This window comes from Deltaproteobacteria bacterium (assembly GCA_016178705.1).
Taxonomy (GTDB): domain Bacteria; phylum Desulfobacterota; class Binatia; order HRBIN30; family JACQVA1; genus JACOST01.
The window spans coordinates 22,658-45,031 of record JACOST010000032.1 but is presented as its reverse complement, the minus strand read 5'-3'; the positions used below and the strand labels follow the sequence as shown (position 1 = coordinate 45,031).

Genomic DNA, 22,374 nt, shown 5'->3' with positions numbered 1-22,374 from the left:
TGCAATGAAGCCTTCCGAATCGCGGCTGCGGCGCAGCCTGCGCGCCAGTACGCTCGATGCGACGTTTGACGCGGCGAAGATCGGCTGTGGCGAGGTGTATTTTGCCGCCTTCGCTTTGCTGCTCGGTGCCACGCCGTTTCAAGTCGGCGTGCTGGCGACCGTTCCGATCCTGTTGGGCTCGGTGTTTCAATTGCTCTCGACGGTGGTGGCGCATCGCGTTGGCGATCGGGTGTGGGTGATCGGCAGCGCGGCGCTGCAGGCAGCCGTCTTCGTGCCGATCGTGTTGCTCACCCGCGTGGCCGGCGGCGGCTATCCGTGGCTGCTAGCCTGGGTGTGCCTCTATTGGATGCTGAACCTCGGGATCAATCCAGCGTGGAACGCGTGGATCGGCCGTATGATCCCACCGGTGGTACGCAGTCGCTATTTCGGACGGCGCAACGTCGCGGTCCACTCGCTGATCTTTCTGTCGTTGCTCCTCGGCGGCTTTCTGATTGACGCCGCCTCGCGCACGCAGATCGGCGCCGCCACCGGCTTTGCCGCGGCGTTTACGATCGCCGCGGTGAGCCGCGCTGTGAGCGTGTGGTTCCTCACGCGCCAGCACGATCCGGGTCCGTTCGTCGCCGCCGAGCACCGCGTAGCCACACGTACGGTGCTCGCTGGGTTTTGGCGGCAGCCCTACGGGCGATTGATCGGCCTCATGGTGTTGATCAGTGGCGCGGTGAACATCTCGGCGGCGTATTTCACGCCGTACTTTCTACACGCGCTTAACTTGTCGTACGCGCGCTTCACGATTCTGAGCGCCGCGATTGTGGTCGCGCGCGTGCTGTCGTCGAGTTACTGGGGCGAGATCGCGCGCATCTACGGCAATCGGCGCGCGCTGCAAGTGTCGGCGGTGCTGATCATTCCGCTGTCGTCGCTGTGGGTGGTGTCGGACAACTTCGGCTACCAGATCGGCCTGCAACTCGTCGGCGGCTTCGCCTGGGCGGGCTTCGAGCTGACGTCCTTCCTCAATCTCTTCGACTGCACCGAGGATCGCAACCGCGCGCAAGTCTTGTCGATCTACAATCTCTTCAACGGAGTGATGATCGTCACCGGCTCGATGCTGGGTGGCGCGGTGATGCACGCGGTCGGCGACGCCGGGTACCACCCGATCTTCATCATCTCGTCGACGTGCCGCGCACTCATCGTGCTATTTCTCGCGCGTGGCGTCGGCGTCAAGCGGCGCGCCCGCGAGCATTCGTTCCGCAACGTGTTTACGCGCGTCGTCACCTTGCGCCCGAGTGAAGGTGACGACATTGGCCCGGTCGTGATGGACGAAGAGCCGCGGAGGCAGCATCGTGAGTCGTGACGTGTGAGCCGTGACGCGTGAATCGTGAGGCGTGAAGAGGAGCCCGATTCCGCGCTTGCAGCTTCGACTCACGAATCACGAGTCACGAACTCACATCTCTCGGCGCCCCTCCAGCGCTTTGCCCAACGTCATCATGTCAGCGTACTCCACGTCGGCGCCCATGGGGAGACCGTGGGCGATGCGGGTGACACGGACGCCGAGTGGCTTGATCAGCTTGGCGACGTACATCGCCGTCGCCTCGCCCTCGACGGTTGGATTCGTGGCGAGAATCACTTCGCGCACCACGCCGTCGCGCAAACGGTGCAGCAATTCGGCGACGCGGAGGTGCTCCGGACCGATCCCGTCGAGCGGCGCAAGCGAGCCGTGCAAGACGTGGTAGCGGCCGCGAAATTGGCCCGACTTGTCGACGGCGATGACGTCGGCCGGACCTTCGACGACGCAGATCTGTTCGCTGTTGCGCGCCGGATCGCTGCACGTGGCGCACGGGTCCTGCGCGGTGAACGCGTAGCACACCGAACACAACCGCATTTCGTTGCGCAGTGTGATGAGCGCCGCGCTCAGCGCGTCGACCGACGCGCGCTCGGTGCGCATTAGATGAAAGGCCAGCCGCGTGGCGGTCTTCTCGCCGACACCAGGCAGCTTGATGAGTTCTTGAATGATGCGCGCCAGCGGCGCGGGAAACGTAGCCATAATCTTGGAGCCTAGTTCAGCGGGTCTATCGATGGGCGAACTTCGGCGCGCACAGCCGCAAGCCGATCACGTCAAGCCGGGGATCTTCAGGCCACCGGTGATCTTGGTCATCTCGTCGGCCATCATCTTCTGCGCGGCACGGATGGCCTGGTTCAGGGCGGCGACGATCAGGTCCTGCAACATCTCAAGATCCCCACCCGCCGCCACTTGCTTGTCGATGCGCAGGCTGAGCACTTCCAGCCGGCCGTTTACGGTGACATTGACCATGCCGCCACCCGCCGACCCGTCCACCGTCTTGGTCGCAGCCTCTGCTTGCACTTGCGCCAGACGCCCTTGCATCTCTTGCGCCTGCTTCATGATGTCGCCGATGCCTTTACTCACGGATGCCTCCCAGGATGGTTCCCAATGATGCGCTCACGAGTCCTCGCGCGGAACGCGCGGGCGCGTTTTCACTTCGTGCAACTCGCCGCCGAGGATGTCGACCGCGGCTTTGACCAGCGGATGCGCCATGACCGTAGCCGTCTGCTGCGCGCGTGTTGGCTTGTCGGCAGTGTCGGTCACGGGGGGCGCGGCAGCGGCCGCGCGGCGCGCGGTGACCATGACTCGCAGTGGTGTACCGAAAAATCGCTCTGCCAGCTCTTCGACTAGTTTCAGATGGTCGCGGTGCGCAAGGTAGTCGTAGTAGTAGCCCTCGGGCGCCGCGATTTCGAGCATGCTCGCGGTCATCCGCGCGACATGCGAATGCTCGATGTAGTGCACCAGCGTGACCTTCTCCTTGCGCACGAACTCGATGAACTGACTCCAGTCGCCAGCCGGCGGGGCGCTGTCGCGGACGACCGCCGGAGCGGGCTCGGCATCCTCGCCCGCGGGCACCGCCACCGGCGGCGGTGCCACGGGACGCGACATCGGTGCCGCCAAGTCAGCGACGCGCAGCGGTGCGGTGCGCGCCGCGGCTGGCCTTGCTGCGGTTGCGTCGCCGCGCAGACGCGCGTCGATCGCTTCGATGCGATCGAGCACCTGCTCGACCGGTAGGAGCGGCGCCAGCGTACACAACTTGATCACCGTCATCTCCAGCACGATCTTGGGATACGCGCTGTGGGCGACCTCGTCGTCGGCCGCCAGCATGATGCGGAAGGCGCGCTCGATGTCGTCAGCGCCGATGGCATCCGCCTGGCGTGCGATCTCGCTGCGTTCTTCGGCGGGCAAGTCGGCGATCAATTCCGTCACCTGCGGCATGACTTTGTAGACGGCGAGATTGCGCAGGTGTTCGAGCAAGTCGCGAGAGAAGCGGCGCAGGTCATAGCCGAAGCGATGAATTTCAGCGATGCGTTCGAGCGCGGCCGCCGGCTCGCGCCGCACGATCGCCTCGGCGACGGCGAACAAGAGACGCCGATCGGCGATGCCGAGGGCCGCGACCACGTCGTCGTCGCTGAGCTGTTCGGCGTTGAAGGCGATCACTTGATCGAGCAGCGAGAGGGCATCGCGCACGCTGCCCTCGCCCTCGCGAGCGATGAGGTAGAGGGATCGTTCACTGATCGTGACGCCTTCGGCGGTGCTGAGCTTCTGCAACTGTTCGACCACCAGCCGCAGCGGCACGCGCTTGAAATCATAGCGCTGGCAGCGCGAGTGCACGGTTGCCGGCAGCTTGTGCGGATCGGTGGTGGCGAAGATGAACTTGACGTGATCGGGCGGTTCTTCGAGCGTCTTCAGCAACGCGTTGAAGGCGCTGTTGGAAAGCATGTGGACTTCGTCGATGATGTAGATCTTGAAGCGGCTCTTGGCGGCGCGGTAGCGGACGTTGTCGATGATCTGGCGCACGTCATCGACGCCGGTGTTGGAGGCGCCGTCGATTTCGAGCACGTCGACCGCGTTGCCGGCGATGATTTCCTTGCAATTGGTGCAGGCGTTACACGGCTCGGGGGTCGGGCCGCGCTCGCAGTTGAGCGCTTTGGCCAGGATGCGAGCGGCTGTCGTCTTGCCGACACCGCGCACGCCGGTGAACAGAAACGCATGGGCCACGCGCCCGGCGCGAATGGCGTTGCCGAGCGTGCGGGTGACGTGTTCCTGTCCGATCAGGTCGGCGAAGACCTGCGGGCGATACTTCCGCGCGAGAACCAAGTACGACATGGAGGACCGATCGTGCGGTGCCGACTCGGCGGCCACCAGAGATAGCTAGGCTTCCCCGCGGCACAGAGAGGTTGTCGGTACCGCTGCTTCCTTCCGGATCTGACGGGATTCGCGACGCTCCCTTGCGCGGGACCTAGCTATCACTGTTGACCACCGTCCCAACTTCTACTCTCTCATCGGCATCGGGGGAAGCGGAGAGGGTGGGATTCGAACCCACGGTACCTTTGTAGGGTACACACACTTTCCAGGCGTGCCCCTTCGACCACTCGGGCACCTCTCCATGCGCCCGCCACTGCCGCTGTACTCATCGCTGCCTCTGGTAACAATACGCCTTGGGAGTTGCAACCGCGACCTCGGCTAAGCACCGCAGTTGGGAGTAGTCGGCGGTCTCGGTGTAGGCCACTTTTCCGATGCGCATCGGGGATTCCGGGGCTTGTGCGGCAGCGCCTTCGCGACCTACTGTCTGGCGTCCGCTTCGTAGATCGACGCAACCGGTGCTGCCTCGCGCCGGGAACGAGCGCCGGAATGCAATTTCACCTACTCTCCTTCGAGGGGCCGGATGGCTACTCGCGCGCCGGCGGCATTGCCAGCCGCATCACCGGGTTGAGCCAAGCGCTGGCCGAGGCCGGCGACGAGACTCATCTGTGGTTCGTCGGCGATCCGACGCTGCCCGGTCATGAAGTACGCGGGACGCTGCACCTGCATCGCTGGTGCCAGTGGCTGAGTGCTTATCACCCGAACGGCGTCTACGACGGCGAAGAGAGCAAACGTGACGACTATGCACGTTCACTTCCGCCGTTCCTGCTCAACGAGGTACTGCTCGGTCATCTGGTGAAAACCGGCGGCCCGGCGGTCATCCTAGCCGAAGAGTGGCAAACCGTGGACGCGCTGCTGCATCTCGACTGGCTAATGACCGAGGCAGGGGTGCGGTCGCAGGTCGCGATCCTGTGGAACGCCAACAACACCTTCGGGTTCGATCGGATCGATTGGGCTCGCCTGACCCGGGCGGCGGTGGTCACCACCGTGAGTCGCTACATGAAGCACGGCATGCAGCGACTCGGGGTGGATCCGTTGGTGATCCCCAATGGGCTGTCGGCCGAGGCGCTGAAGCCGCCCGAGCGCGCCGCGGTTGTCGAGTTCCGCGCGCGGCTGCGCCCGCGCATGGTCTTGGCGAAGGTCGCACGCTGGGATCCGGACAAACGGTGGCTGCTGGCGATCGCGACGGTTGGCGAGTTGAGACGACAGGGTTGGAGGCCGCTGTTAATCGCTCGTGGTGGGGTGGAGGCGTACGGGCGCGAAGTGTTGCGCACGGCAGCGCTGGCGGGACTCAAGGTGGTAGAACGTCATGCGCCGGAACCCGGCACGCGTGGCTTGTTCCAAGCGATCGACCAAAACAGCGATGCCGACATCGTCTGTCTGCAGTCACCGGTGGATCCTGAAAGTCGCCGCGTCCTCTTCCGCGGCGCAGCCGCGGTGCTCGCCAACAGCGGCCATGAACCCTTCGGATTGGTCGGGCTCGAAACCATGGCGGCGGGCGGCGTCGCCGTCACCGGGTGCTCGGGTGAGGACTACGTGATTCCCGGCCTCAATGCGCTCGTGCTGGAAACTGACGACCCGCGCGAGTTCGTCAGCCTCTATCACGGCCTGCGCACCAACCCACAGCAGGAGCGAGCCATCCGCCGCGCCGGACAGACGACTGCGCAACACTTCCGGTGGTCGGAGATCACGCGCCGCACGCTGCTGCCGCGTCTCCGGCTGCTGCGCTACCAACAGCCTACCGCCGCCGTTGCGTGAGCACTCCGGCCTATCGCCGTTCCAAACCGGAGCGAGGGAATATGTGCAGGCCGCGCGCCCGCGTGCCGCGCAGCTTGTCGAGAAATTCGTCGCGCGGGATCAACCGCGCGCCCAGCCGCGCGACATGCGGGGTCATCACCTGCGTGTCGAGCCAATCGAGTCTGCGCGCTTGCAAGTGTTCGATGAGGTGCAGCAGCGCCAGTTTCGACGCATTGGGTTCGTCGTAGAACATGCTCTCCGCGGCAAACGCGCCGTCGACGTCGACGCCATACACGCCGCCGACCAACCGTGCGCCCTGCCAGGCTTCGACGCTGTGGGCGTGGCCCAGCCGGTGAAATCGCACGTACGCGGCGATGACCTCAGTCGTGATCCACGTACCGTTCTGCCCCGGTCGCGGCGTGGCGGCGCAGGCGCGAATGACCTCCGCAAACGCCTCGTCGATGGTGAAGCGCAGCGTTGTGTGCGTGCGCGCCCGCGCCAAGCTGCGCGGAATGTGCAGATCGGCGAACGCCAACACGCTGCGCTCGGCCGGGCAGAACCACAGCAGCGGAACTGCTTCCACCGGCCACGGAAAGATCCCTTGCCGATACGCGAGCAACAGCGATTCGGGATGCAGATCACCACCGACCGCAACGATGCCGTCGGCGTTGGCGGAGCGCGGGTCTGGGAACTCGCGGACAGGCATGCGCTGACGCTTGTAGGCACGCGGGCGAGAGGGTTCAAGCCTGAGGAGAACAAGAAGGGGTTTACAACGGATTGCGCAGATTAAGCGGATTGGCCGAAGAGGAACGAAATCAGACGGTGCAAATCCGTTCAATCTGTTTAATCCGTTGTAGGTCTCTTCACGGCCGACGCGGTGGCTCGCCGCCTTCGGCTTCACGGGCGCGCGACAGCGCACCGTCGCTCCGCCACATGTAACAGGAGTTGGGTAGGCCGCCCATGCCGACGAGCGACGCGCTCTTCTTGAACGCGGCGGGCCAGCTATCTGACAACGCGGCGGTGCACTGGATCAACGCCGGCGCGACCATCAGCAGTGCGTCGAGCAGCGGGCGATCGGCGGCGCGTTCACCCAGCCGTTGCAGGAGTTCGGCGGTGATGCCGAAGCCGAAGCGCAGGCCGACCAGTCCGGCGACCGCCGTGTCGAGGTCGCTCCACTCGGAGGCGTCGAACGTCGCCGCGTCACGGCGGCGCTCGGCGACGGCGATCTGGCTGAGCTCGAAGGTCGGGAATCCGATCGTCAGGACGCCGCGAATTTCTTGATCAGCGGCGAAGCGGTCCATTGGGCGCACCGGTGTTGCGGACGGAGCGAAGTGCAAGTCCGCGAGTTGGATCGTCAGCGCCATCGTGCCGTTGGCTTCTGGGGTTTCGAAGCCGTCGATGATCAAGTCGCGGCGAAACATGCGCTGACCGATTGGGCGTTGCGCTGCCGCGCCGTGTAGCGTGCGATCGCGCTCGATCGCCCACGCCGCGGTTGAACCCAGCAGATGCGCCAGCGTCAGCAAATGCGAACAGCCGCGCGGGCCGCCGATTGCCGCGCTCAGCCGGCGCGAGAAGCCGGCGTCGAGCCGCGCGCCGGCAATCGCTTCGATGGCTCTGATCGGATCTCGGCATTGCTCGCCGCGGGTCACACCCAGCGTCTCCACTGACGGCTCGAAGGCGACGTTGAACTGCTGGGCCGTAATGCATTCGATCGTGGCGCTCGCGGGATCAACGATCGCATCGAGCGCCATATGATGGATGATCCCCGTGCCTTGCAGATCGCCCGCCACCGGCACGAAGCCGCGCTTGCGCAGATCGAGCACGTACCCTTGAACGTCGAGCTTGCCGTCGTTTCCCTGCCGCAACGTGACCGCGAAGGCGCGAGTGTGAATCGGATGCCCTTGAACGTCGAGCCGCATGCGGAGAATCTGTCATGCCCTGCGCGGTAGGCGCAAGTGGCGTTGGCCAGTTCGTTGGGATGCGTGCGGGCGATCGTGGTAGGAGAGTCGCGTGAAACTCAATGGGCGTCATCTCCCGCGTCTCGAAGCGCGCAACCGCGTGTTCCTGACCCGCAAAGGTCAGCCGGTGTTGGGTGAACGCCATCTGGAGATTCTCGAAGCCCTGCGCGAGGTCGGCTCCCTCAACGCGGCAGCGAAGCGACTGCGCATCTCGTATCGCGATGCTTGGGGAAAAATCCGCCAAGCCGAAGCCGCCCTCGGGGTAAAACTGATCAGTACACAAACCGGCGGTCGCAGCGGCGGGGGCAGCCGGTTGACCCCCACAGGGGAGGATCTGATCACGCGCTTGCGCGTGTTTCATTCCGAGCAGCGGCACGCGGTCGCGCGCTCCGCAACGCATTTCTTCGGTGGGGCGGCTGCGGTGTCGCGCGCGTCAGCGGACACCTTGCGATTCGCCACCACCACCAGCGTGGTCGACAGCGGGCTGCTGCCGTTGCTGCTGCCGCCGTTCATGCGCCGATTCGGGATCGCTGTCGACGTGCTGCCGGTGGGCAGTGGCGCGGCGCTGCGGTTGGCGCATAGCGGTCGTGCCGACATCGTGCTGGCGCACGCTCCAGAAGCCGAAGCGCGGGCCGTCAGTCACGGCGACGTGCTGAATCGACGGCCGGTGATGACCAACGACTTCGTCGTGGTCGGTCCGCGCGACGATCCCGCTGCCGTGCGCGGGGCGCGCGGCGTACGCGTTGCGTTGCAGCGCATCGCCACCACGAGGGCTCCGTTTCTGTCGCGCAATGACGGCTCCGGTACCCACCAGCGTGAGCGCGCGTTGCTGCGCGCCGCTGGCATCACGCCTGGCCCGTGGTTCCGACGCGCGCGGTCGGGCATGGCCGATGTGCTGCGGCGCGCCAGCCGGGAAGGAGCGTATCTGCTGGCGGATCGCAGTACGGTGGTTGCGCTCGCGGATTCGCTCGCGCTCGACATTCTGTTCGCTGGCGACGCCTGTCTGATGAACGCGTATTCCGTCCTCGCCACCAACCCCGATCATCACCCACAAACGCGCTACGTCGAAGCGATGGCATTGATCGGATGGTTCACGTCGCCGGCGGTACAAGAACTGATCGCCACCTACCGCGTCGGCGGTCACGCGGTGGCGCGCCCGGCTGCGGCTACTTCCCGAGCATGACCTCGGTCGCTTTGACGATTGCGGTAACCGCATCGCCGACCTTGATCGCGAGGCGCTCGACCGAGCCACGCGTAATGACCGACACAAGTTCATTGCCACCGATCTGCACGTGTACTTCAGCCATCACGTTGCCGATCGTGACTTTGGTGACCGTGCCTTTGAGTTGATTGCGAGCGCTAAGTTCCATGCCGGCCTCCTTCTGACTGAGCCTAGACCGGTCGCGCGCGCCGTGCCAGAGCGGCCCCGCACCGGCGCGCAGTGCGGGGCTTCGATCGGATGAGCGACTACTTCTTGGTGTTGACGACTTGTAGTTCGGTGAACTCCTGGTAGCCCCACTTGCCGTTTTCGTAACCGATGCCACTCCACTTACAGCCACCGAACGGCGTGGAGGGCCCCAAGTCCAAGTGCTGGTTGACCCAACCGGTACCCGACTCGATCTCTTGAACCAACGCTTCCCCGCGCTTCGCATCGCCCGTCCACACCGACGCGCCGAGGCCGTAGTGGGTGTTGTTCGCCTGTTCCATGGCGTCGTCCAGATTGCTGTACTTGATGATCGGCAGTGCGGTGCCGAATTGCTCTTCGTCGACCAGCTTCATACCGGCGTGCGCATTGGTCACGATGGTGGGCGGATAGAAGTAGCCAGGACTGTCCAGCCGTTCTCCACCGATTTCGATTTTCGCGCCTTGCTTCTTGGCCTCGTTGACCATGCCGATGACCTTGTCGAGTTGCATCTGGTTGTTGATCGGACCGAGTTGAGTGTCCGGCTCCATGCCGTTGCCGACTTTCACGCTGCGTGCGCGCTCGATTAATCCGGCGACGATCGGCTGGTAGACCTTCTCGTGAACGTAGAGCCGCTTAATCGCACTGCAGATCTGTCCCGAGTTCTGGAACGCGCCCCAGAAGAGCCCGTCGAGGACCGCGTTCGGATCAACGTCATCCAGGACGATCGCGGGATCATTGCCGCCCAGTTCCAGCGTCACGCGCTTCAGATCCTCCACCGCGTAGCCCATGACCTTCTTGCCGGTGGCGACGCTGCCCGTGAACGAAATCTTGCGCACAAGCGGATGCCCCGACAACTCGGCGCCAAGCGCGCCGTCGCCGGCGATGACGCTGAGAACTCCCGGGGGCAGAACGTCCTTCAGAATATCGCCGACGAGCAGCGAGCTGAGCGGCGTGAACGGCGACGGCTTCGCCACGACCGTATTGCCGGCCAGAAATGCGGGTGCCAGTTTCCACGCCATCAAGATGACCGGAAAGTTCCACGGCGTGATGGCGGCGACGACGCCAAGCGGCTTGCGCACGATCTGGATGCGCTTCTCGGCATCGTCCTGAAGGATCTCCGGCTCGAGCCGCAGGTTGGCGAAGTAGCTGAACCAGATCGAAGCACCGAAGACTTCGCCGACAGCGGCGGCGAGCGGCTTGCCTTGCTCCTGCGAGAGCACGACGCCGATGTCTTGCGCCTTTTCCTGAATCGCCGCGGCGCACTCATTCAACGTTTGGCGCCGAAAGGCTTGATCCTTGCGCCAAGTCTTGAAGGCCTCTGCGGCCGCGGTGACCGCCTCGTTCAACTGCTCGCTGGTGCCGCGCGCACAGGTCGCAAACGGCTTGCCGAGGGCGGGATTGATGACGTCGTCTTGCTGCGGCGAGTTCACCAGGCGACCAGCGATCACGTTCGGGTACGAGTTCATGTCGGCTCCTCCATTCGGGTATGATACTCGGCGTTATGCCATTGAGAGCATAACGCTGCAACTAGGCAATCCGATGTCGACGGCGTCACCCAGTGGTGGTCGAGAAGTCGCAAGCGCGCTCCCGGGCCGCTACATGTCGAGAATGTGAATCGCGGAAGACTTGAACGTCAACCACACGCGCATGCCGAGGTTGAGGCCGAGGTCCGTGTACGAGTGCTGGGTGATGCGGGCGATCATTGGGGTGGCGATGCCGCAGTCGACGGTGACCAGCACACTGGCACCGTCGCGCTCGACTTTCAGGATGGCCCCGGCCGCGTGATTGCGCGCGCTCGAGTGCAGCGGCTCGCGCGAGATCAGAATGTCTTCGGGGTCGATCGCAATCACTTGAGGCGCGGTGTCAGTGGCGATCTCGATGTGCAACCCATCGCTGTCGAAGTACGACTCGCCGTTGTGACGGGTAGTGACGCCGCGCAGCACGTTGAGCAACGGAGCGGCGGTGACGTGGCCCGCGACCACGGACAGGACGGTGTCGCTCAGGCGATGCGCCTGGTCGAGATCGTGCGTCGTGAGAATCACCGTCTTGCCGGCCGCGGCGAGTTGCGCGATCACTGTCTCGATGATGGCAACGTGTTCGCGATCGACGTTCGCGGTCGGTTCATCGAATAAGTACACCGGTGGATCGATGGCGAGGGCACGCGCCACCGCTACACGCTGTGCCTCGCCGCCGGAGAGTTTCCAAGCTGGAAGATCGGCGAAGTCGCCGAGGCCGACCGCCGCCAGGGCCGCCATGGCGCGTTCGTCGTTGCGCACTCCGCGCGCGCGCAGGCCGTAGGCGACGTTGGCGCGTACCGAGCGATGGAAGATGAACGGCGATTGAGCGACGAGTGTGACGCGCCGGCGCGCCGCCCCGAACGCGGTGTCGCGGTTGTCGATGCGTGCGCCATCAAAGGTGATCGTGCCACGTGTCGGCGGAAGTAGAAACGCCAGGATGCGCAGCAGCGTGCTCTTGCCGGCGCCGTTGGGTCCGACCAATGCGGTGACGCCGCCGCGCGCGAAATCCAACGTAGCGATGTCGAGTACGCGGCGTGAGCCGTACTCGAGGGTTACATCGCGGAGGCCATAGAGCGGTTCAGGCACGACTCGGAGTCAATACCGCGACTGCGCCGTTCACCGCCAGCGCCACACTAAGCAGGATCAGTCCGAGCGCGAAGCCGAGCGCCAAGTCGCCCTTGCTGGTTTCCAGGGCGATCGTGGTTGTCATGGTGCGGGTGCTGTCGAGGATGTTGCCGCCGACCATCAGGGCGATGCCGAGCTCCGAGATCAATCGCCCGAAACTGGTCGTGATCGCCGCGAGCAATCCCCGCTGCGTTTCGACGAACACGCTGATCGCCGCGCCGAAACGCGACGCGCCGAGCGTCAACGCGGTCTCCTCAATGCGTGGGTCGGCGCCGCTGACCACGGCGACCGTCAGCGCGGCCATCAACGGCGCGACGAGAATAGTCTCGCCGATGACCATGGCGGATTGGGTGTAGAGCAACCCGAGCGGCCCGAGCAGGCCGCGACGAGAGAGCAGGGCGTAGACCAGGAGGCCCACCACCACGGTTGGCAGTGCCGTCGCGGTATTCAGCAGGATCTCGATGACGCGCCGGCCGCTGAATTGGCGCGCTGCGACAAGAAAGCCAATCGGCAAGCCGATCAACACTGAGAGCACAGTCGCCAGCAGCGACACGCGCAACGAGACGATCACTGCGGACCATACGTGCGTGTCCAGTGTGAGCAGCAGTCGCAGCGCGCCGCTCAGCGCGTCGCCTAACGCCACGGTGTGTCCTAAGGCGCGGCGCCTGGCGGCACCGCAGTGGGGTGAAATAGCACTTGGCCATCCATCGTGAAACCGGCGATCGCCCGCTGCCCATCGGGCGCTGTGATCCAAGCGATCAGTTCCATCGCCTCGATGTATCTCGCATGCGGTTGTTTCGCCGGATTCACAGCGCTGATGGTGTACGGATTGAACAGGGCGGGATCCCCCTCATTGGTGATCGTGAGATCCTGCTTCTGCTTGAAGGCGATGTAGGTTCCGCGATCGGCGAGCGTATAGGCTTGACGTTCGTTCGCCATCAGCAACACCTCGCCCATGCCTTGCCCTGCGGAGACGTACCACGCTCCGCTCGGGATGATCCCGACCGCCTTCCACAGATCCTTTTCCTTTTGATGCGTGCCGGACTCGTCACCGCGCGAGATGAAGGTCGCCTGCGCGGCGGCGATCTGCTTGAACGCATCGACCGCGCCGCTGCTGCCGCGCAGCTTTGCCGGATCGCTCGGTGGGCCGACGATGATGAAGTCGTTGTACATGACCTCGCGGCGATTGACGCCGAAGCCGGCCTTGACGAACGCGTCTTCCAATTCTGGCGCATGCGAAAGCACGACATCGACATCGCCGTTCTCGGCAAGCTTCAACGCCTTGCCGCTACCGACGGCGATGACGTCGACCTTGAGATGAAAGCGTTGCTCGAATGTCGGCAAGATCGCCGCGAGCAGTCCGGAGTTCTCCGTGCTGGTGGTCGTCGACAGTCGCACATGCTCTTGCGCCGATGCGGCGGTGACGCTGAGCAGGACGGAGAGCGCTGCCGAGATTGAGAGTCCGGAAAGGATGCGTCGCGTGACCATTTAGAACTCCAACTGCGCGCGGCCCAGTACCGCGTTGTTCGAGTGCTGGGCCGGATTGGGCGACATGTTCTTCCCGGCATTTTCGAAGGAGCCGTACAAGTAGTTGACCGAGAAGCGCAGGAACTCGTTGGGGTACCAATTGACGCCGGCGACGAGGGCGTCGTAACGGTTGTCCAACGCGGGGTTCGCCGTGCCGTTGGCCAAGATGCCGCCGCCGTGCCGGAGCTTGAAGTACTCGTAGCGCAGCGCCGCTTCCCACGCGCCCCAACCGGGGCTGTTCGTGTCCCACAACGCGTGCGCGGGATGAAGGCGCGCGTTGTATGGCTTGGTCTCCCCGGTCAGCAGCCAGGTGCCGCCGACATAGGCGCCGTCGGTGTGAAGACCCGGAAGGTTGCTGCCCTTGACCCCAAATCCGTTGCGCGATTCGTAGGTCTGAATGTACTCGCTGCTGAGCGAGAACGGGCCATCGAACCACGTCCCGCTGACGTCGTAACGCGAGCGTTCACCATTGCGCTGCACCGCCGGATAAAAGGTGAAGCCGGTTTCCGTCGTGCCGGCGATGCTGCTCGTGCTGGTGCCCGTGTCGCTGGGTTGCACTCCGTAGGTGACGCCAGCGCCCACGTTCAGGCTGCGCAGATGCTCGGGGCCAGCGCTGGTGAACGGGGCGACCACGGTGCGGAAGTCGACGTCTTTGGAGGCATTGTTGTCGCTGCGATTCTGCCCTGCGCCATTCATGCCTGCCAACTGATACTGGAGCGTCTTGTTGACGAACTGGCCGTAGAGCATAACGCCGATGTCGCGCGAAGGATCGTTCGTGCTGCCCACCGTGCTGTTGACCACGGCGGCGCGTTCGACGAAATCGATATACCGCTTCGACAGCAGTTCCTCGTAGCTGAACGGAATCTTGTATTGCCCGATCTGCACGTTGGCCTCGGGCATCGGCGTCATCGCAATGAAGGCGTCGCGCAGACCCGAGGCGAACGCGAAATCATTCTCCAGTCGCATTCGAAAGTACTTGTAGAAGGTCGCGTCGGCGCTCAAACGCGCGCGATCGATCGTTTCGGTATCGACTTGCGAAGTATTGGGTTCGAAGAAATAGAAGTTGCTCGAGACACGTCCGTTAAAGCGCAAGTTGAAGTTGCCGTCTTGCGACCGCACGAAGAAGCCTTCGTCGTAACCGACCTGCGGCAGTGAGGCGGGTTTCGCCGCGGCCTGGGCCACGGTGGGAGCATTGGGCGCGACCGGAGCGCCGGGCTCCAATTTGGCGGCTTCGTCCTTGGTCAGCACGCCCTTGTCGCGCAGGACATCGATCAATCCTGCGCGCTGCGCCGGCGTCAACTCGCTACCCTTGAGCCGTTCGTACTCCTGCGGGGTCAGTACCTGCTTCTGGCGTAGAACATCTAGCAGCGCCGCATCATCGGCACGCACCGATGCTGCCCCGATCAGGACGCACCCCAGCACTGTCAACACCGATGCAACGTGTTTGCGCATTGCCCCCCTCCCTTCAGACCGGCGCGTTATACCAACACGAGCATAACGGATGCAAGAAACCAAGAATCAACCGAACCGGACGTGGCTACTTGCCTGTCCAAACGGGTTTGCGCTTCTCGACGAACGCGCGTTGGGCTTCGCGCGCATCTTCGCTGCGGCGCAGCGGACGGCCGAGCTCTTCCTGGCGAGGGTAGGCATCGTCGAGCGAAAGGTGAAGGATCTCACGTACCCCGCGGCGGGTTTCACGCACGGCAAGCGGCGCGTTGGCCGCGATGATGGCGGCAGTGGCGAGGGCAGTCGATAGGAGCTGATTGGGCGCGACGATCTGGTTGAGCAGGCCGATGTGCAGCGCCCGCTCCGCATTGATCGGACGCGCGGTGAGCAGCAACTCGTGTGCATGCACCCATCCGATCTGCCGTGGCAACAGCACCGTGGCATTGCCGGTGGGGTAGAGGCCGAGCGCGACCTCTTCGAGCGCAAAGGTCGCGTGCGGAACAGCGAAGCGGATCTCGGATGCGAGCATGAGATCGAAGCCGCCGGCGCGGGCGTGGCCGTTGATCGCACACACCAGCGGTGTCTGCAGATCGAAGCCGGCCAGCAGCGCGGTGGCAACGCTGCGCAAGCCCTCGAACGTTTCGTCGTCGACTCGCTCGCCGCGCGCCAGCCGTTGGGCCGCGGGGATCGTCGTCGTCATGTCCATTCCCGAACAGAAGACGCGCTCACCGGCGCCGGTTAGCACCGCGCAACGGATCTCCGGATCGTCCGCGATACGCCGCCATGCGGCGGCCAGCTCACGGAGCGTCGGCGGATCGAGCGAGTTCCCGCGTGCAGGCCGGTCGATGGTAACCAGCGCCACATGCGGCTGATCGGGAAGGAGTTCGAAGCGAACCATTGGTGATTGCGGATTTTGGATTGTGGATTGCGGATTGAAGGATCGGATCAACGAATCCGCAATCGACAATCCGCAATCTCAAATTCCTCGCCGTTGTTCCCAGCCATTCCAATGGATGTGGTTGCTAGCGGGAAGCCGCTTGGCCGGTTTGAAGTCTGTGCCGGTGAAGTGCGCGACCGGTAGCAGCGCGGTTTGCGTCATGGTCGCCGGCAGGTTGAGCAGCGCGGCGGCGTCTTGTTCGAACATGAGATGGAGCGTCGTCCACGCTGATCCCAGACCACGGGCGCGCAACGCCAGCATCAACGACCACACCGCCGGCAAGATGGACCCGTAGATCGACGCTTGCGCGAGTACCCCGGCATTCTCGACCCGACCTTCGATGCACGGCACGACCATCACCGGTGCTTCGTGCAGATGCTCGGCGAGGTAGCTGGCCGAGTCGACGATGCGCAATGTTTGCGCGCGGCGCGGATCGCCCTCTTGCAATTGCGGCGACGCGGCGGACATCTGGCGATAGCCGTCGAACGCCCGCCGATAGAGATCGGCGAGGCCTTGGCGTTTGGCCGCATCGGTGATCACGAGGAAGTGCCACCCTTGGCTGTTCGATCCGGTCGGCGCCTGCATGGCGATTTCGAGGCAACGCTGCAGAGTGGCCAGGTCGACCGGCCGCTGGAAATCCAAACGCTTGCGCACCGAGCGCGTGGTGGTGAGTAACTGATCGACAATCTTGAGATCCACGGGGTCCCCTCCTCAGACGTGGTTGAGGGAAGGCACTAGAGCACAGTGCTTCGTGACGAGCGAGAGGGGACGAGGACGCTTTGTTTGGCGTCGAATTTTCGGGTTTGACTCGCGTCCAATCACATTCAAGCCCGGGGCGTCGTGGTAGGCGGACCGGCTGCAACAGTGAGAGGACTAGGCTACGTGGGCAGTGCATCGACGATTGGGGAACCAGAGGGCGGACGGCGACGCAGTCCACGCACCGCGTTGGTAGTAGCGGTCGGCCTGAGTGGTGTGGCGATTTGGTTGGCCGCCTCGTTTGCGCGCAAGCCGCCGCCGCTGGCGGCCCAGCCCTCCGGAATCTCGGTTACTGACGACGGGATCGCGCTGACGGTGGATGCGCCGCAGTGGCAAGTTCTGAAACTCGGGAATCCGGAGGTTGCCACCGACTACTGGAGCGATCTCGTCCCGGCCCGCGTGCGGATCGATGAGACCCACTCGTATCGCGTCGGCGCGCCGATTGCCGGCCGCGTCGGTTCGGTGCTGGTCGATCTTGGTCAGCGCGTCAAGAGTGGCGATCCGTTGTTGTCGGTTGCGAGTCCGGGCATTGCCGAACTGCGTGCGCACAAGGACCGAGCCGCAGTCGATCTCGAAGCGGCCAAGGCGGAGCGCGCGCGCATCCAGGCGATGGTGACCGCCCGCGCGCTCCCGACCAAAGAGCTGCTGACGGCCGATCAGCGCTTCCGCAAGGCCGAGGTGGCGTATCATTTGGAAGTCGCGAAGCTCGATTCGCTCAAGGTCTCCACTCGCGTCGACAACGAGTTCCTGATCGCCGCGCCGAGCGACGGCGTGGTGGTGGAGAAGAACGTTTTGCCGGCGCAGGAAGTATCGCCGGAGAGCGGCACGTCGTTGATCGTGATCGCGGATCTCTCGACGGTGTGGGTGGTCGCCGACCTATTCGAGGCCGACGCCGTCGATGTGCGGGAAGGCGCCGCCGCGCGCGTGATCAGTCCATCGCTGCCCGGCGGCACCATTGAAGGCGTCGTCGAGATGGTCTCATCGGTGGTCGATCCGGTGCGACACACCATTCCCGTGCGGTTGCGGGTGCCGAATCTTGACGGGCGGTTGCGGCCCAACATGTACGCGCAGGTGCGTTTCACGGTGGCGGCCCATGAAGGTGCAGTGAAGGTGCCGATGTCAGCGATGGTCACCGACGGCGCTCACCAGTACGTCTATGTCCACGACGGGCACGGACACTTCACGCGCCGTGAAGTGACGACCGGCTCGGCGCGCGACGGGAGCGTGTTGGTGCTCGCGGGGTTGAGTGGCAACGAGCAGATCGTTGAAGACGGCGCCATCCTTCTCGACAACGCCAGCGCGCTCGCCCACTGAGCGCACGCCGGCGGCACGATCCGATGCTCGACCGACTCCTGCACTACTCGCTGCGCAACCGCTTGTCGGCGATCGTGCTGGCGGTGACCATCGCGGCCGGCGGCTACTACTCCTTCCGCAATCTCACCGTCGAGGCCTTCCCCGACCCCACCGATACGCAGGTCCAGGTCATCACCCTGTTTCCCGGCCAACCGACCGAAGAAGTGGAGCGGCGAGTCTCCATTCCGCTTGAACGCACACTCAACGGTACGCCTGGCCTGTTTCGGCTGCGCAGCATCTCGCTGTTTGGAATGTCGTTCGTCACGCTCACGTTCGGCGATGGCGTTGACCCGACTCAGGCACGCCAGCGCGTACTCGAACGCGTGGCGCAAGCGGAGCTGCCCGAGGGGATTCAGCCGGCGCTGGGGCCGCAGGCGACGCCCATCGGCGAAGTCTATCGCTACACCCTCGACGGCAGCCACACCGATCCGAGGACGCTGCGGACGCTGCAAGACTGGGTGGTGCGGCCGCAGTTGTTGCAGGTACCCGGCGTGGCGGATGTGGTGTCGTACGGCGGCTTGGTGCGCGAGATTCACGTGCAGCCCGACCCGATCCGGATGGCGGCGTTGGGCGTCGGGCTGTCGGACGTATTCGACGCGCTGAAGAAGAGCAGCCGCAACGCGACCGGCGGCTACGTCGAACGCGGGGCGGAGACCTTCGTGATCCGCAGCCTCGGCATCTTGAACGACGTGAGCGACATCGAGCAGGTGCGGGTGGCGTTCCATGACGGAGTGCCGGTTGCGGTGCGGGACATCGCAATCGTGAGTGAAGGCTTCGCGCCGCGCCAAGGCGTCGTCAGTCGCGGTAGCAACGAGGACGCGATCGAAGGCATCGTGTTGATGCGGCGGGGCGAGAATCCCACGGTGGTCTTGCAAGCGCTGCGCGAGCGCGTCGCCGATCTCAATGACCGTATCCTGCCGAAGGACGTGCACCTCAACCCGTTTTACGACCGCACGGATCTCGTCAACACCACGCTGAAAACTGTGTTCCGCAACTTGGCGGAAGGCGCGGCATTGGTCACGATCGTCCTCTTCTTGTTCACCCTGTCCGTGCGTGCCTCGTTGATCGTGGCGCTGGTGATCCCGTTGTCGCTGGCGACTTCGTTCCTCTATCTCTACGCGTGCGGCATGTCGGCCAATCTGCTGTCGATGGGTGCAGTGGACTTCGGCATAATCGTCGATGGTGCGGTCATCCTCGTCGAGCATCTCTTTCATCGCGCTGCGACGGGAGAACTCGGGAGCGGCGAGACGGTGGCGAACCGGATCTATGAAGCGGCGCGCGAAGTGGCGACGCCGACGCTGTTCGCGTTGCTCATCATCATCGCCGCGTATCTGCCGATCTTCTCGTTGCAGCGGGTCGAGGGGCGCATCTTCGCGCCGATGGCGCACACCGTCGTCAGCGCCTTGTTGGGGGCGCTGCTGGTGAGTTTCACGTTGGTGCCGGTGTTGGCCTACTACGCGTTGCGTCGGCCGCGTCGCCATCGCGAGTCGCCGCTGCTCGTCTATGCTCGGCGCCTGTACGACCCGGTGCTCAATTTCGCGATGAGCAATCCGCTGCCGGTGCTGACGCTGGCAATCGGCTCGCTGCTGGCCGCCGGAATTCTTTTGCCGCGACTCGGCTCCGAGTTTCTCCCCGAGCTGAACGAGGGGGCGCTCTACGTCACCTTCACCTTGCCGAGCAATATGTCGCTGAGCGAGGGCCGGCGCATGGTGCCGCGTCTGAAGGCCTTGCTCGGGCGAGTGCCCGAGGTCACCGAGTGCCTCAGTCAACTCGGCCGTCCGGAAGATGGAACTGATCCGACGTTGCCGAACAATCTTGAAATCTTCGTCAAGCTCAAGCCCCTCGATCAGTGGCGGCCTGGGCTGCACAGTCTGGAAGATCTGGTTGCCGATGCCGCGACGCAACTGCAGGAAGTGCCGGGTATCGAATTCAACATGTCGCAGCCGATTCGCGACAATGTGAGCGAAAACATCTCGGGCCAGTTCGGCCAGATTGCCTTGAAGATCTATGGCGACGACCTGCAGACGCTGCAAGACGCCGCGGAGCGTGCGAAGGACGCGATCGCCGGCGTCCCCGGTGTCGCCGATCTCGGCATCGTGAAGTCGGGCGAGCTGCCGCAAGTCGCGATCCGTATCGATCGTCAGGCGCTGGCGCGCTACGACCTCGATCTCGCCGATGTGCAAGACTACATCGAAACGGCGATGGGCGGGCGACTCGCCGCCGAGTTGTGGGACGGCGAGCGGCGCTTCGACGTGACGGTGCGTTTGCCGCCCGCGACCCGGCAGGATGCGAGCGTGATCCGCAAAGTCATGCTGCCGTTGAAGGACGGTGCCCTGATTCCGCTCTCCGCCGTGGCCGACGTGCAGATGGGCCTGGGGCGCGCCGCAATCACACGAGAGAATGGCCGGCGCTACGTCGGCGTGCGCATGAACGTCCGTGGACGAGATCTCGGTTCGTTCGTCGAGGAAGCCAGCGCGAAAGTGAACGCGGCGGTGCCCCTGCCTCCCGGCTACGAGCTGACCTGGGGCGGCGAGTTCGAGAATCAACAGCGCGCGATGGCCCGCTTGCGGCTGGTGATCCCGTTGGCGCTGCTCATCACGTTCTTGCTGCTGTTTTCCGCCTTCGGATCGGTGTGGGATGCGACGTTGATCCTGCTCAACGCGCCGTTCGCTCTTATCGGCGGCGTGCTCGGTTTGGCGCTGGCGCAAATGACCCTGTCGGTTGCCGCGGCGGTGGGGTTCATCGCGTTGCTCGGGCAAGCGGTGCTCAACGGCGTGCTCGTAGTCGCCGCGATTCGCGCCCGGCGGCGCGAACAGACCGGCACGCTCTACGATGCGGTGGTTGCGGGCGTGCACGACCGCTTGCGTGCGGTGTTGATGACCGCATTGCTGGCGTCGCTCGGTCTGCTGCCCGCCGCGTTTTCGCATGCGATCGGTAGCGAAACGCAGCGACCATTGGCGGTCGTGGTCGTCGGCGGCACCATCTCGGCTGCCATTCTGACATTGATTGTCCTGCCCGTGAGCTACTACTGGGCGGCGCGGATTCGTGAGCGCTTCGCGCCGCAGCCCTCCGAAGTTGGTGCGGAGGTCATGGTATGAGTCGACAGCACACGCCGGTCCTGGCCGTTGTGGCAGTCGTGTTGCTGGCGTCGGCCGTCGTGCGTGCCGATGAAGAACTTGCAGCGCGGACGGTGACGCTCCCTGAGGCGTTGGATCTCCTGGCATCACAGAATCCGGACAACCTGGGTGCGCGATTGCAGGTAGAGGCCGCGCAGGCGGAGCACTTGGGCGCGAAGTTGTTTCCCAATCCGTCGTTGAGCCTCGATGCCAACAACTTTGCGGTCGGGCACACCAATCCGGCTGGCTTGTCGACCGGCGAGACTGTGGGCGGTACGGTGCGCATCGATCAGCCGCTCGTATTGTGGGGCAAGCGCGATCTGCGCATCGCCGGGGCCGAGGCCGGCGTGGTGACGGCGCAAGCGGAAGCCCGCGATACGCTGCGCCAGTTGCGCGCGGCGGTGAAGGTCGCGTTCTACGATTCATTGCACGACGAGCGGCAACTCGCTTTCGTATTGGACAACCAGAAGCGCTACCAGGAGATCGTGTCGCTCAACGAACGGCGCTTCGAGAGTGGCGATATCTCCGAAGCGGAGTTGCGCAAAATTCAGCTCGAACAGCTCAAGTATCATGCGCAGGTGGCGGACGCGCAGCGCGGGTTGGTGGAGAGCCGCGAGTTACTTGGCCGCTTACTCGGTATCGGGTCAGCCGTCGCGGCAAGTGGGCAATTCGCGGCGCCGCCGGCCATGATCGAAGGTGCGGATCTGCTCGCGGCGGCATTTGCCAATCGCGCCGACTGGGCCGCGCTGCAGCACGAACGAGAGCAGGCGGCTTCTGCGCTGGAGCTGGCACGGCGCGAACGCTATCCCGACGTGAGTGTCGGGGTCGACTACACCCGCAGTCAGTTCGTAACCAGCGGCGACAATCGCAACACTTTGGGTTTTGGCTTCAGCGTTCCGCTGCCGCTGTTCAATCAAAACCAAGCGCAGATCGCGAAGGCGGATATCGCTTTGCGCCAAGCCGACAACAGGCTGGTGCGTCTGCGCTTGGACATCGCGCAGGAAGTACAAACGACGGTCGCTGCGTACCGCGCCGCGCAGCGGTTGCAGCAGACATTTGAAGGTGGCTACCTGGATCGCGCCAAGATCACCGTCGATGCCGCCGAGGCGTCGTATCGCATCGGCGCCGCCTCGCTGATCGAGTTGCTGGACGCCGAACGGACGTACACCTCGACACAAACCGACTACCTCGACACGGTCTTCGCCGCGCGCTCGACGCTGACACACCTGGAGAAGGCGATTGGAAAGGATTTGGACGGGAACTGATTCAAGAAGGCGCGGCTTTCTCCCGGGATGA

19 protein-coding genes, 1 tRNA gene and 1 other RNA gene are annotated in these 22,374 nt (G+C 64.3%); 6 read left to right on the top strand and 15 right to left on the bottom strand.

Going from position 1 to position 22,374, the window contains the following annotated elements:
* Positions 1-4 precede the first annotated feature (4 nt).
* Positions 5-1,348 (top strand): MFS transporter, encoded by a 1,344-nt coding sequence (locus tag HYR72_25095; protein MBI1818270.1) that lies wholly within the window; start codon positions 5-7, stop codon positions 1,346-1,348.
* A 90-nt stretch (positions 1,349-1,438) separates the two neighbouring features.
* On the opposite strand, the gene recR is transcribed toward HYR72_25095, so the two are convergent.
* The 5 genes from recR to HYR72_25070 all read right to left on the bottom strand — a co-directional run bounded on the left by recR (position 1,439) and on the right by HYR72_25070 (position 4,445).
* Entirely contained in the window at positions 1,439-2,038 is a 600-nt protein-coding gene (gene recR / locus HYR72_25090; protein ID MBI1818269.1) for a recombination protein RecR, read from the bottom strand.
* 66 nt (positions 2,039-2,104) lie between these two features.
* The gene (locus tag HYR72_25085) at positions 2,105-2,419 is read right to left on the bottom strand and encodes a YbaB/EbfC family nucleoid-associated protein (GenBank protein MBI1818268.1); all 315 of its coding nucleotides are present in this window, start codon (positions 2,417-2,419) and stop codon (positions 2,105-2,107) included.
* Positions 2,420-2,452: 33 nt separating this feature from the next.
* The gene (dnaX, locus tag HYR72_25080) at positions 2,453-4,165 is read right to left on the bottom strand and encodes a DNA polymerase III subunit gamma/tau (GenBank protein ID MBI1818267.1); all 1,713 of its coding nucleotides are present in this window, start codon (positions 4,163-4,165) and stop codon (positions 2,453-2,455) included.
* A gap of 40 nt (positions 4,166-4,205) precedes the next feature.
* Positions 4,206-4,304: signal recognition particle sRNA small type (ffs, locus tag HYR72_25075), an RNA gene on the bottom strand.
* Between the two features lie 53 nt (positions 4,305-4,357).
* A tRNA-Ser gene (locus HYR72_25070) sits at positions 4,358-4,445 on the bottom strand.
* A 245-nt stretch (positions 4,446-4,690) separates the two neighbouring features.
* On the opposite strand from HYR72_25070, the gene HYR72_25065 reads away from it, so the two are divergent.
* On the top strand, positions 4,691-5,959 hold the full coding sequence (locus HYR72_25065) for a glycosyltransferase (protein MBI1818266.1): 1,269 nt from the start codon (positions 4,691-4,693) through the stop codon (positions 5,957-5,959).
* A gap of 10 nt (positions 5,960-5,969) precedes the next feature.
* Here the strand turns inward: HYR72_25065 and HYR72_25060 are convergent, their stop codons facing one another.
* A complete protein-coding gene (locus HYR72_25060) occupies positions 5,970-6,644 on the bottom strand; it encodes a leucyl/phenylalanyl-tRNA--protein transferase (protein MBI1818265.1) in 675 nt (224 codons plus the stop codon).
* Between the two features lie 157 nt (positions 6,645-6,801).
* On the bottom strand, positions 6,802-7,857 hold the full coding sequence (locus tag HYR72_25055) for a DUF2889 domain-containing protein (GenBank protein MBI1818264.1): 1,056 nt from the start codon (positions 7,855-7,857) through the stop codon (positions 6,802-6,804).
* Positions 7,858-7,948: 91 nt separating this feature from the next.
* Here HYR72_25055 and HYR72_25050 point away from each other — a divergent pair, with 91 nt between their 5' ends.
* Positions 7,949-9,079: a substrate-binding domain-containing protein gene (locus HYR72_25050; GenBank protein ID MBI1818263.1), complete on the top strand. Its 1,131-nt coding sequence runs from the start codon at positions 7,949-7,951 to the stop codon at positions 9,077-9,079.
* On the opposite strand, the gene HYR72_25045 is transcribed toward HYR72_25050, so the two are convergent.
* From HYR72_25045 to HYR72_25010, 8 genes are all read right to left on the bottom strand, one after another.
* Complete coding sequence (locus HYR72_25045) at positions 9,063-9,266, bottom strand: TOBE domain-containing protein (GenBank protein MBI1818262.1); 204 nt, start codon at positions 9,264-9,266, stop codon at positions 9,063-9,065. The two genes, HYR72_25050 and HYR72_25045, sit on opposite strands and share 17 nt — an antisense overlap.
* A 97-nt stretch (positions 9,267-9,363) precedes the next feature.
* Positions 9,364-10,767: an aldehyde dehydrogenase family protein gene (locus HYR72_25040; GenBank protein ID MBI1818261.1), complete on the bottom strand. Its 1,404-nt coding sequence runs from the start codon at positions 10,765-10,767 to the stop codon at positions 9,364-9,366.
* Between the two features lie 129 nt (positions 10,768-10,896).
* Complete coding sequence (locus HYR72_25035) at positions 10,897-11,904, bottom strand: ATP-binding cassette domain-containing protein (protein ID MBI1818260.1); 1,008 nt, start codon at positions 11,902-11,904, stop codon at positions 10,897-10,899.
* Positions 11,897-12,586, bottom strand: coding sequence for an ABC transporter permease (locus HYR72_25030; GenBank protein ID MBI1818259.1), 690 nt, complete (start codon positions 12,584-12,586; stop codon positions 11,897-11,899). The genes HYR72_25035 and HYR72_25030 overlap by 8 nt, the downstream gene beginning before the upstream one ends.
* 8 nt (positions 12,587-12,594) lie before the next feature.
* A complete protein-coding gene (locus HYR72_25025) occupies positions 12,595-13,431 on the bottom strand; it encodes a substrate-binding domain-containing protein (protein ID MBI1818258.1) in 837 nt (278 codons plus the stop codon).
* Positions 13,432-14,922, bottom strand: coding sequence for a hypothetical protein (locus tag HYR72_25020; protein ID MBI1818257.1), 1,491 nt, complete (start codon positions 14,920-14,922; stop codon positions 13,432-13,434).
* An 85-nt stretch (positions 14,923-15,007) separates the two neighbouring features.
* Positions 15,008-15,814, bottom strand: a complete 807-nt coding sequence (locus HYR72_25015) for an enoyl-CoA hydratase/isomerase family protein (GenBank protein ID MBI1818256.1) — start codon at positions 15,812-15,814, stop codon at positions 15,008-15,010.
* A 78-nt stretch (positions 15,815-15,892) separates the two neighbouring features.
* Positions 15,893-16,552: a nitroreductase family protein gene (locus HYR72_25010; protein ID MBI1818255.1), complete on the bottom strand. Its 660-nt coding sequence runs from the start codon at positions 16,550-16,552 to the stop codon at positions 15,893-15,895.
* Positions 16,553-16,735: 183 nt separating this feature from the next.
* Between HYR72_25010 and HYR72_25005 the strand changes: the two genes are divergently transcribed.
* From HYR72_25005 to HYR72_24995, 3 genes are read left to right on the top strand one after another with little or no spacing between them, the layout of a single operon-like run.
* The gene (locus tag HYR72_25005; GenBank protein ID MBI1818254.1) at positions 16,736-17,923 is read left to right on the top strand and encodes an efflux RND transporter periplasmic adaptor subunit; all 1,188 of its coding nucleotides are present in this window, start codon (positions 16,736-16,738) and stop codon (positions 17,921-17,923) included.
* Positions 17,924-17,946: 23 nt separating this feature from the next.
* Positions 17,947-21,060 carry an efflux RND transporter permease subunit gene (locus HYR72_25000; protein MBI1818253.1) on the top strand — a complete coding sequence of 1,038 codons (3,114 nt, stop codon included), beginning with the start codon at positions 17,947-17,949 and terminating at the stop codon, positions 21,058-21,060.
* Entirely contained in the window at positions 21,057-22,343 is a 1,287-nt protein-coding gene (locus HYR72_24995) for a TolC family protein (protein ID MBI1818252.1), read from the top strand. Before HYR72_25000 ends, HYR72_24995 begins: the two co-directional genes overlap by 4 nt.
* The last annotated feature ends 31 nt before the right edge of the window (positions 22,344-22,374 follow it).

Bases quoted from the DNA above. Each gene is read 5' to 3' on its own strand.
- HYR72_25025 (MBI1818258.1), bottom strand. From the start codon at position 13,431: ATGGTCACGCGACGCATCCTTTCCGGACTCTCAATCTCGGCAGCGCTC.
- HYR72_25000 (MBI1818253.1), top strand. From the start codon at position 17,947: ATGCTCGACCGACTCCTGCACTACTCGCTGCGCAACCGCTTGTCGGCG.
- HYR72_25055 (MBI1818264.1), bottom strand. From the start codon at position 7,857: ATGCGGCTCGACGTTCAAGGGCATCCGATTCACACTCGCGCCTTCGCG.
- HYR72_25015 (MBI1818256.1), bottom strand. From the start codon at position 15,814: ATGGTTCGCTTCGAACTCCTTCCCGATCAGCCGCATGTGGCGCTGGTT.
- HYR72_25065 (MBI1818266.1), top strand. From the start codon at position 4,691: ATGCAATTTCACCTACTCTCCTTCGAGGGGCCGGATGGCTACTCGCGC.
- HYR72_25045 (MBI1818262.1), bottom strand. From the start codon at position 9,266: ATGGAACTTAGCGCTCGCAATCAACTCAAAGGCACGGTCACCAAAGTC.
- HYR72_25020 (MBI1818257.1), bottom strand. From the start codon at position 14,922: ATGCGCAAACACGTTGCATCGGTGTTGACAGTGCTGGGGTGCGTCCTG.
- HYR72_24995 (MBI1818252.1), top strand. From the start codon at position 21,057: ATGAGTCGACAGCACACGCCGGTCCTGGCCGTTGTGGCAGTCGTGTTG.
- recR (MBI1818269.1), bottom strand. From the start codon at position 2,038: ATGGCTACGTTTCCCGCGCCGCTGGCGCGCATCATTCAAGAACTCATC.
- HYR72_25040 (MBI1818261.1), bottom strand. From the start codon at position 10,767: ATGAACTCGTACCCGAACGTGATCGCTGGTCGCCTGGTGAACTCGCCG.
- HYR72_25095 (MBI1818270.1), top strand. From the start codon at position 5: ATGAAGCCTTCCGAATCGCGGCTGCGGCGCAGCCTGCGCGCCAGTACG.
- dnaX (MBI1818267.1), bottom strand. From the start codon at position 4,165: ATGTCGTACTTGGTTCTCGCGCGGAAGTATCGCCCGCAGGTCTTCGCC.
- HYR72_25060 (MBI1818265.1), bottom strand. From the start codon at position 6,644: ATGCCTGTCCGCGAGTTCCCAGACCCGCGCTCCGCCAACGCCGACGGC.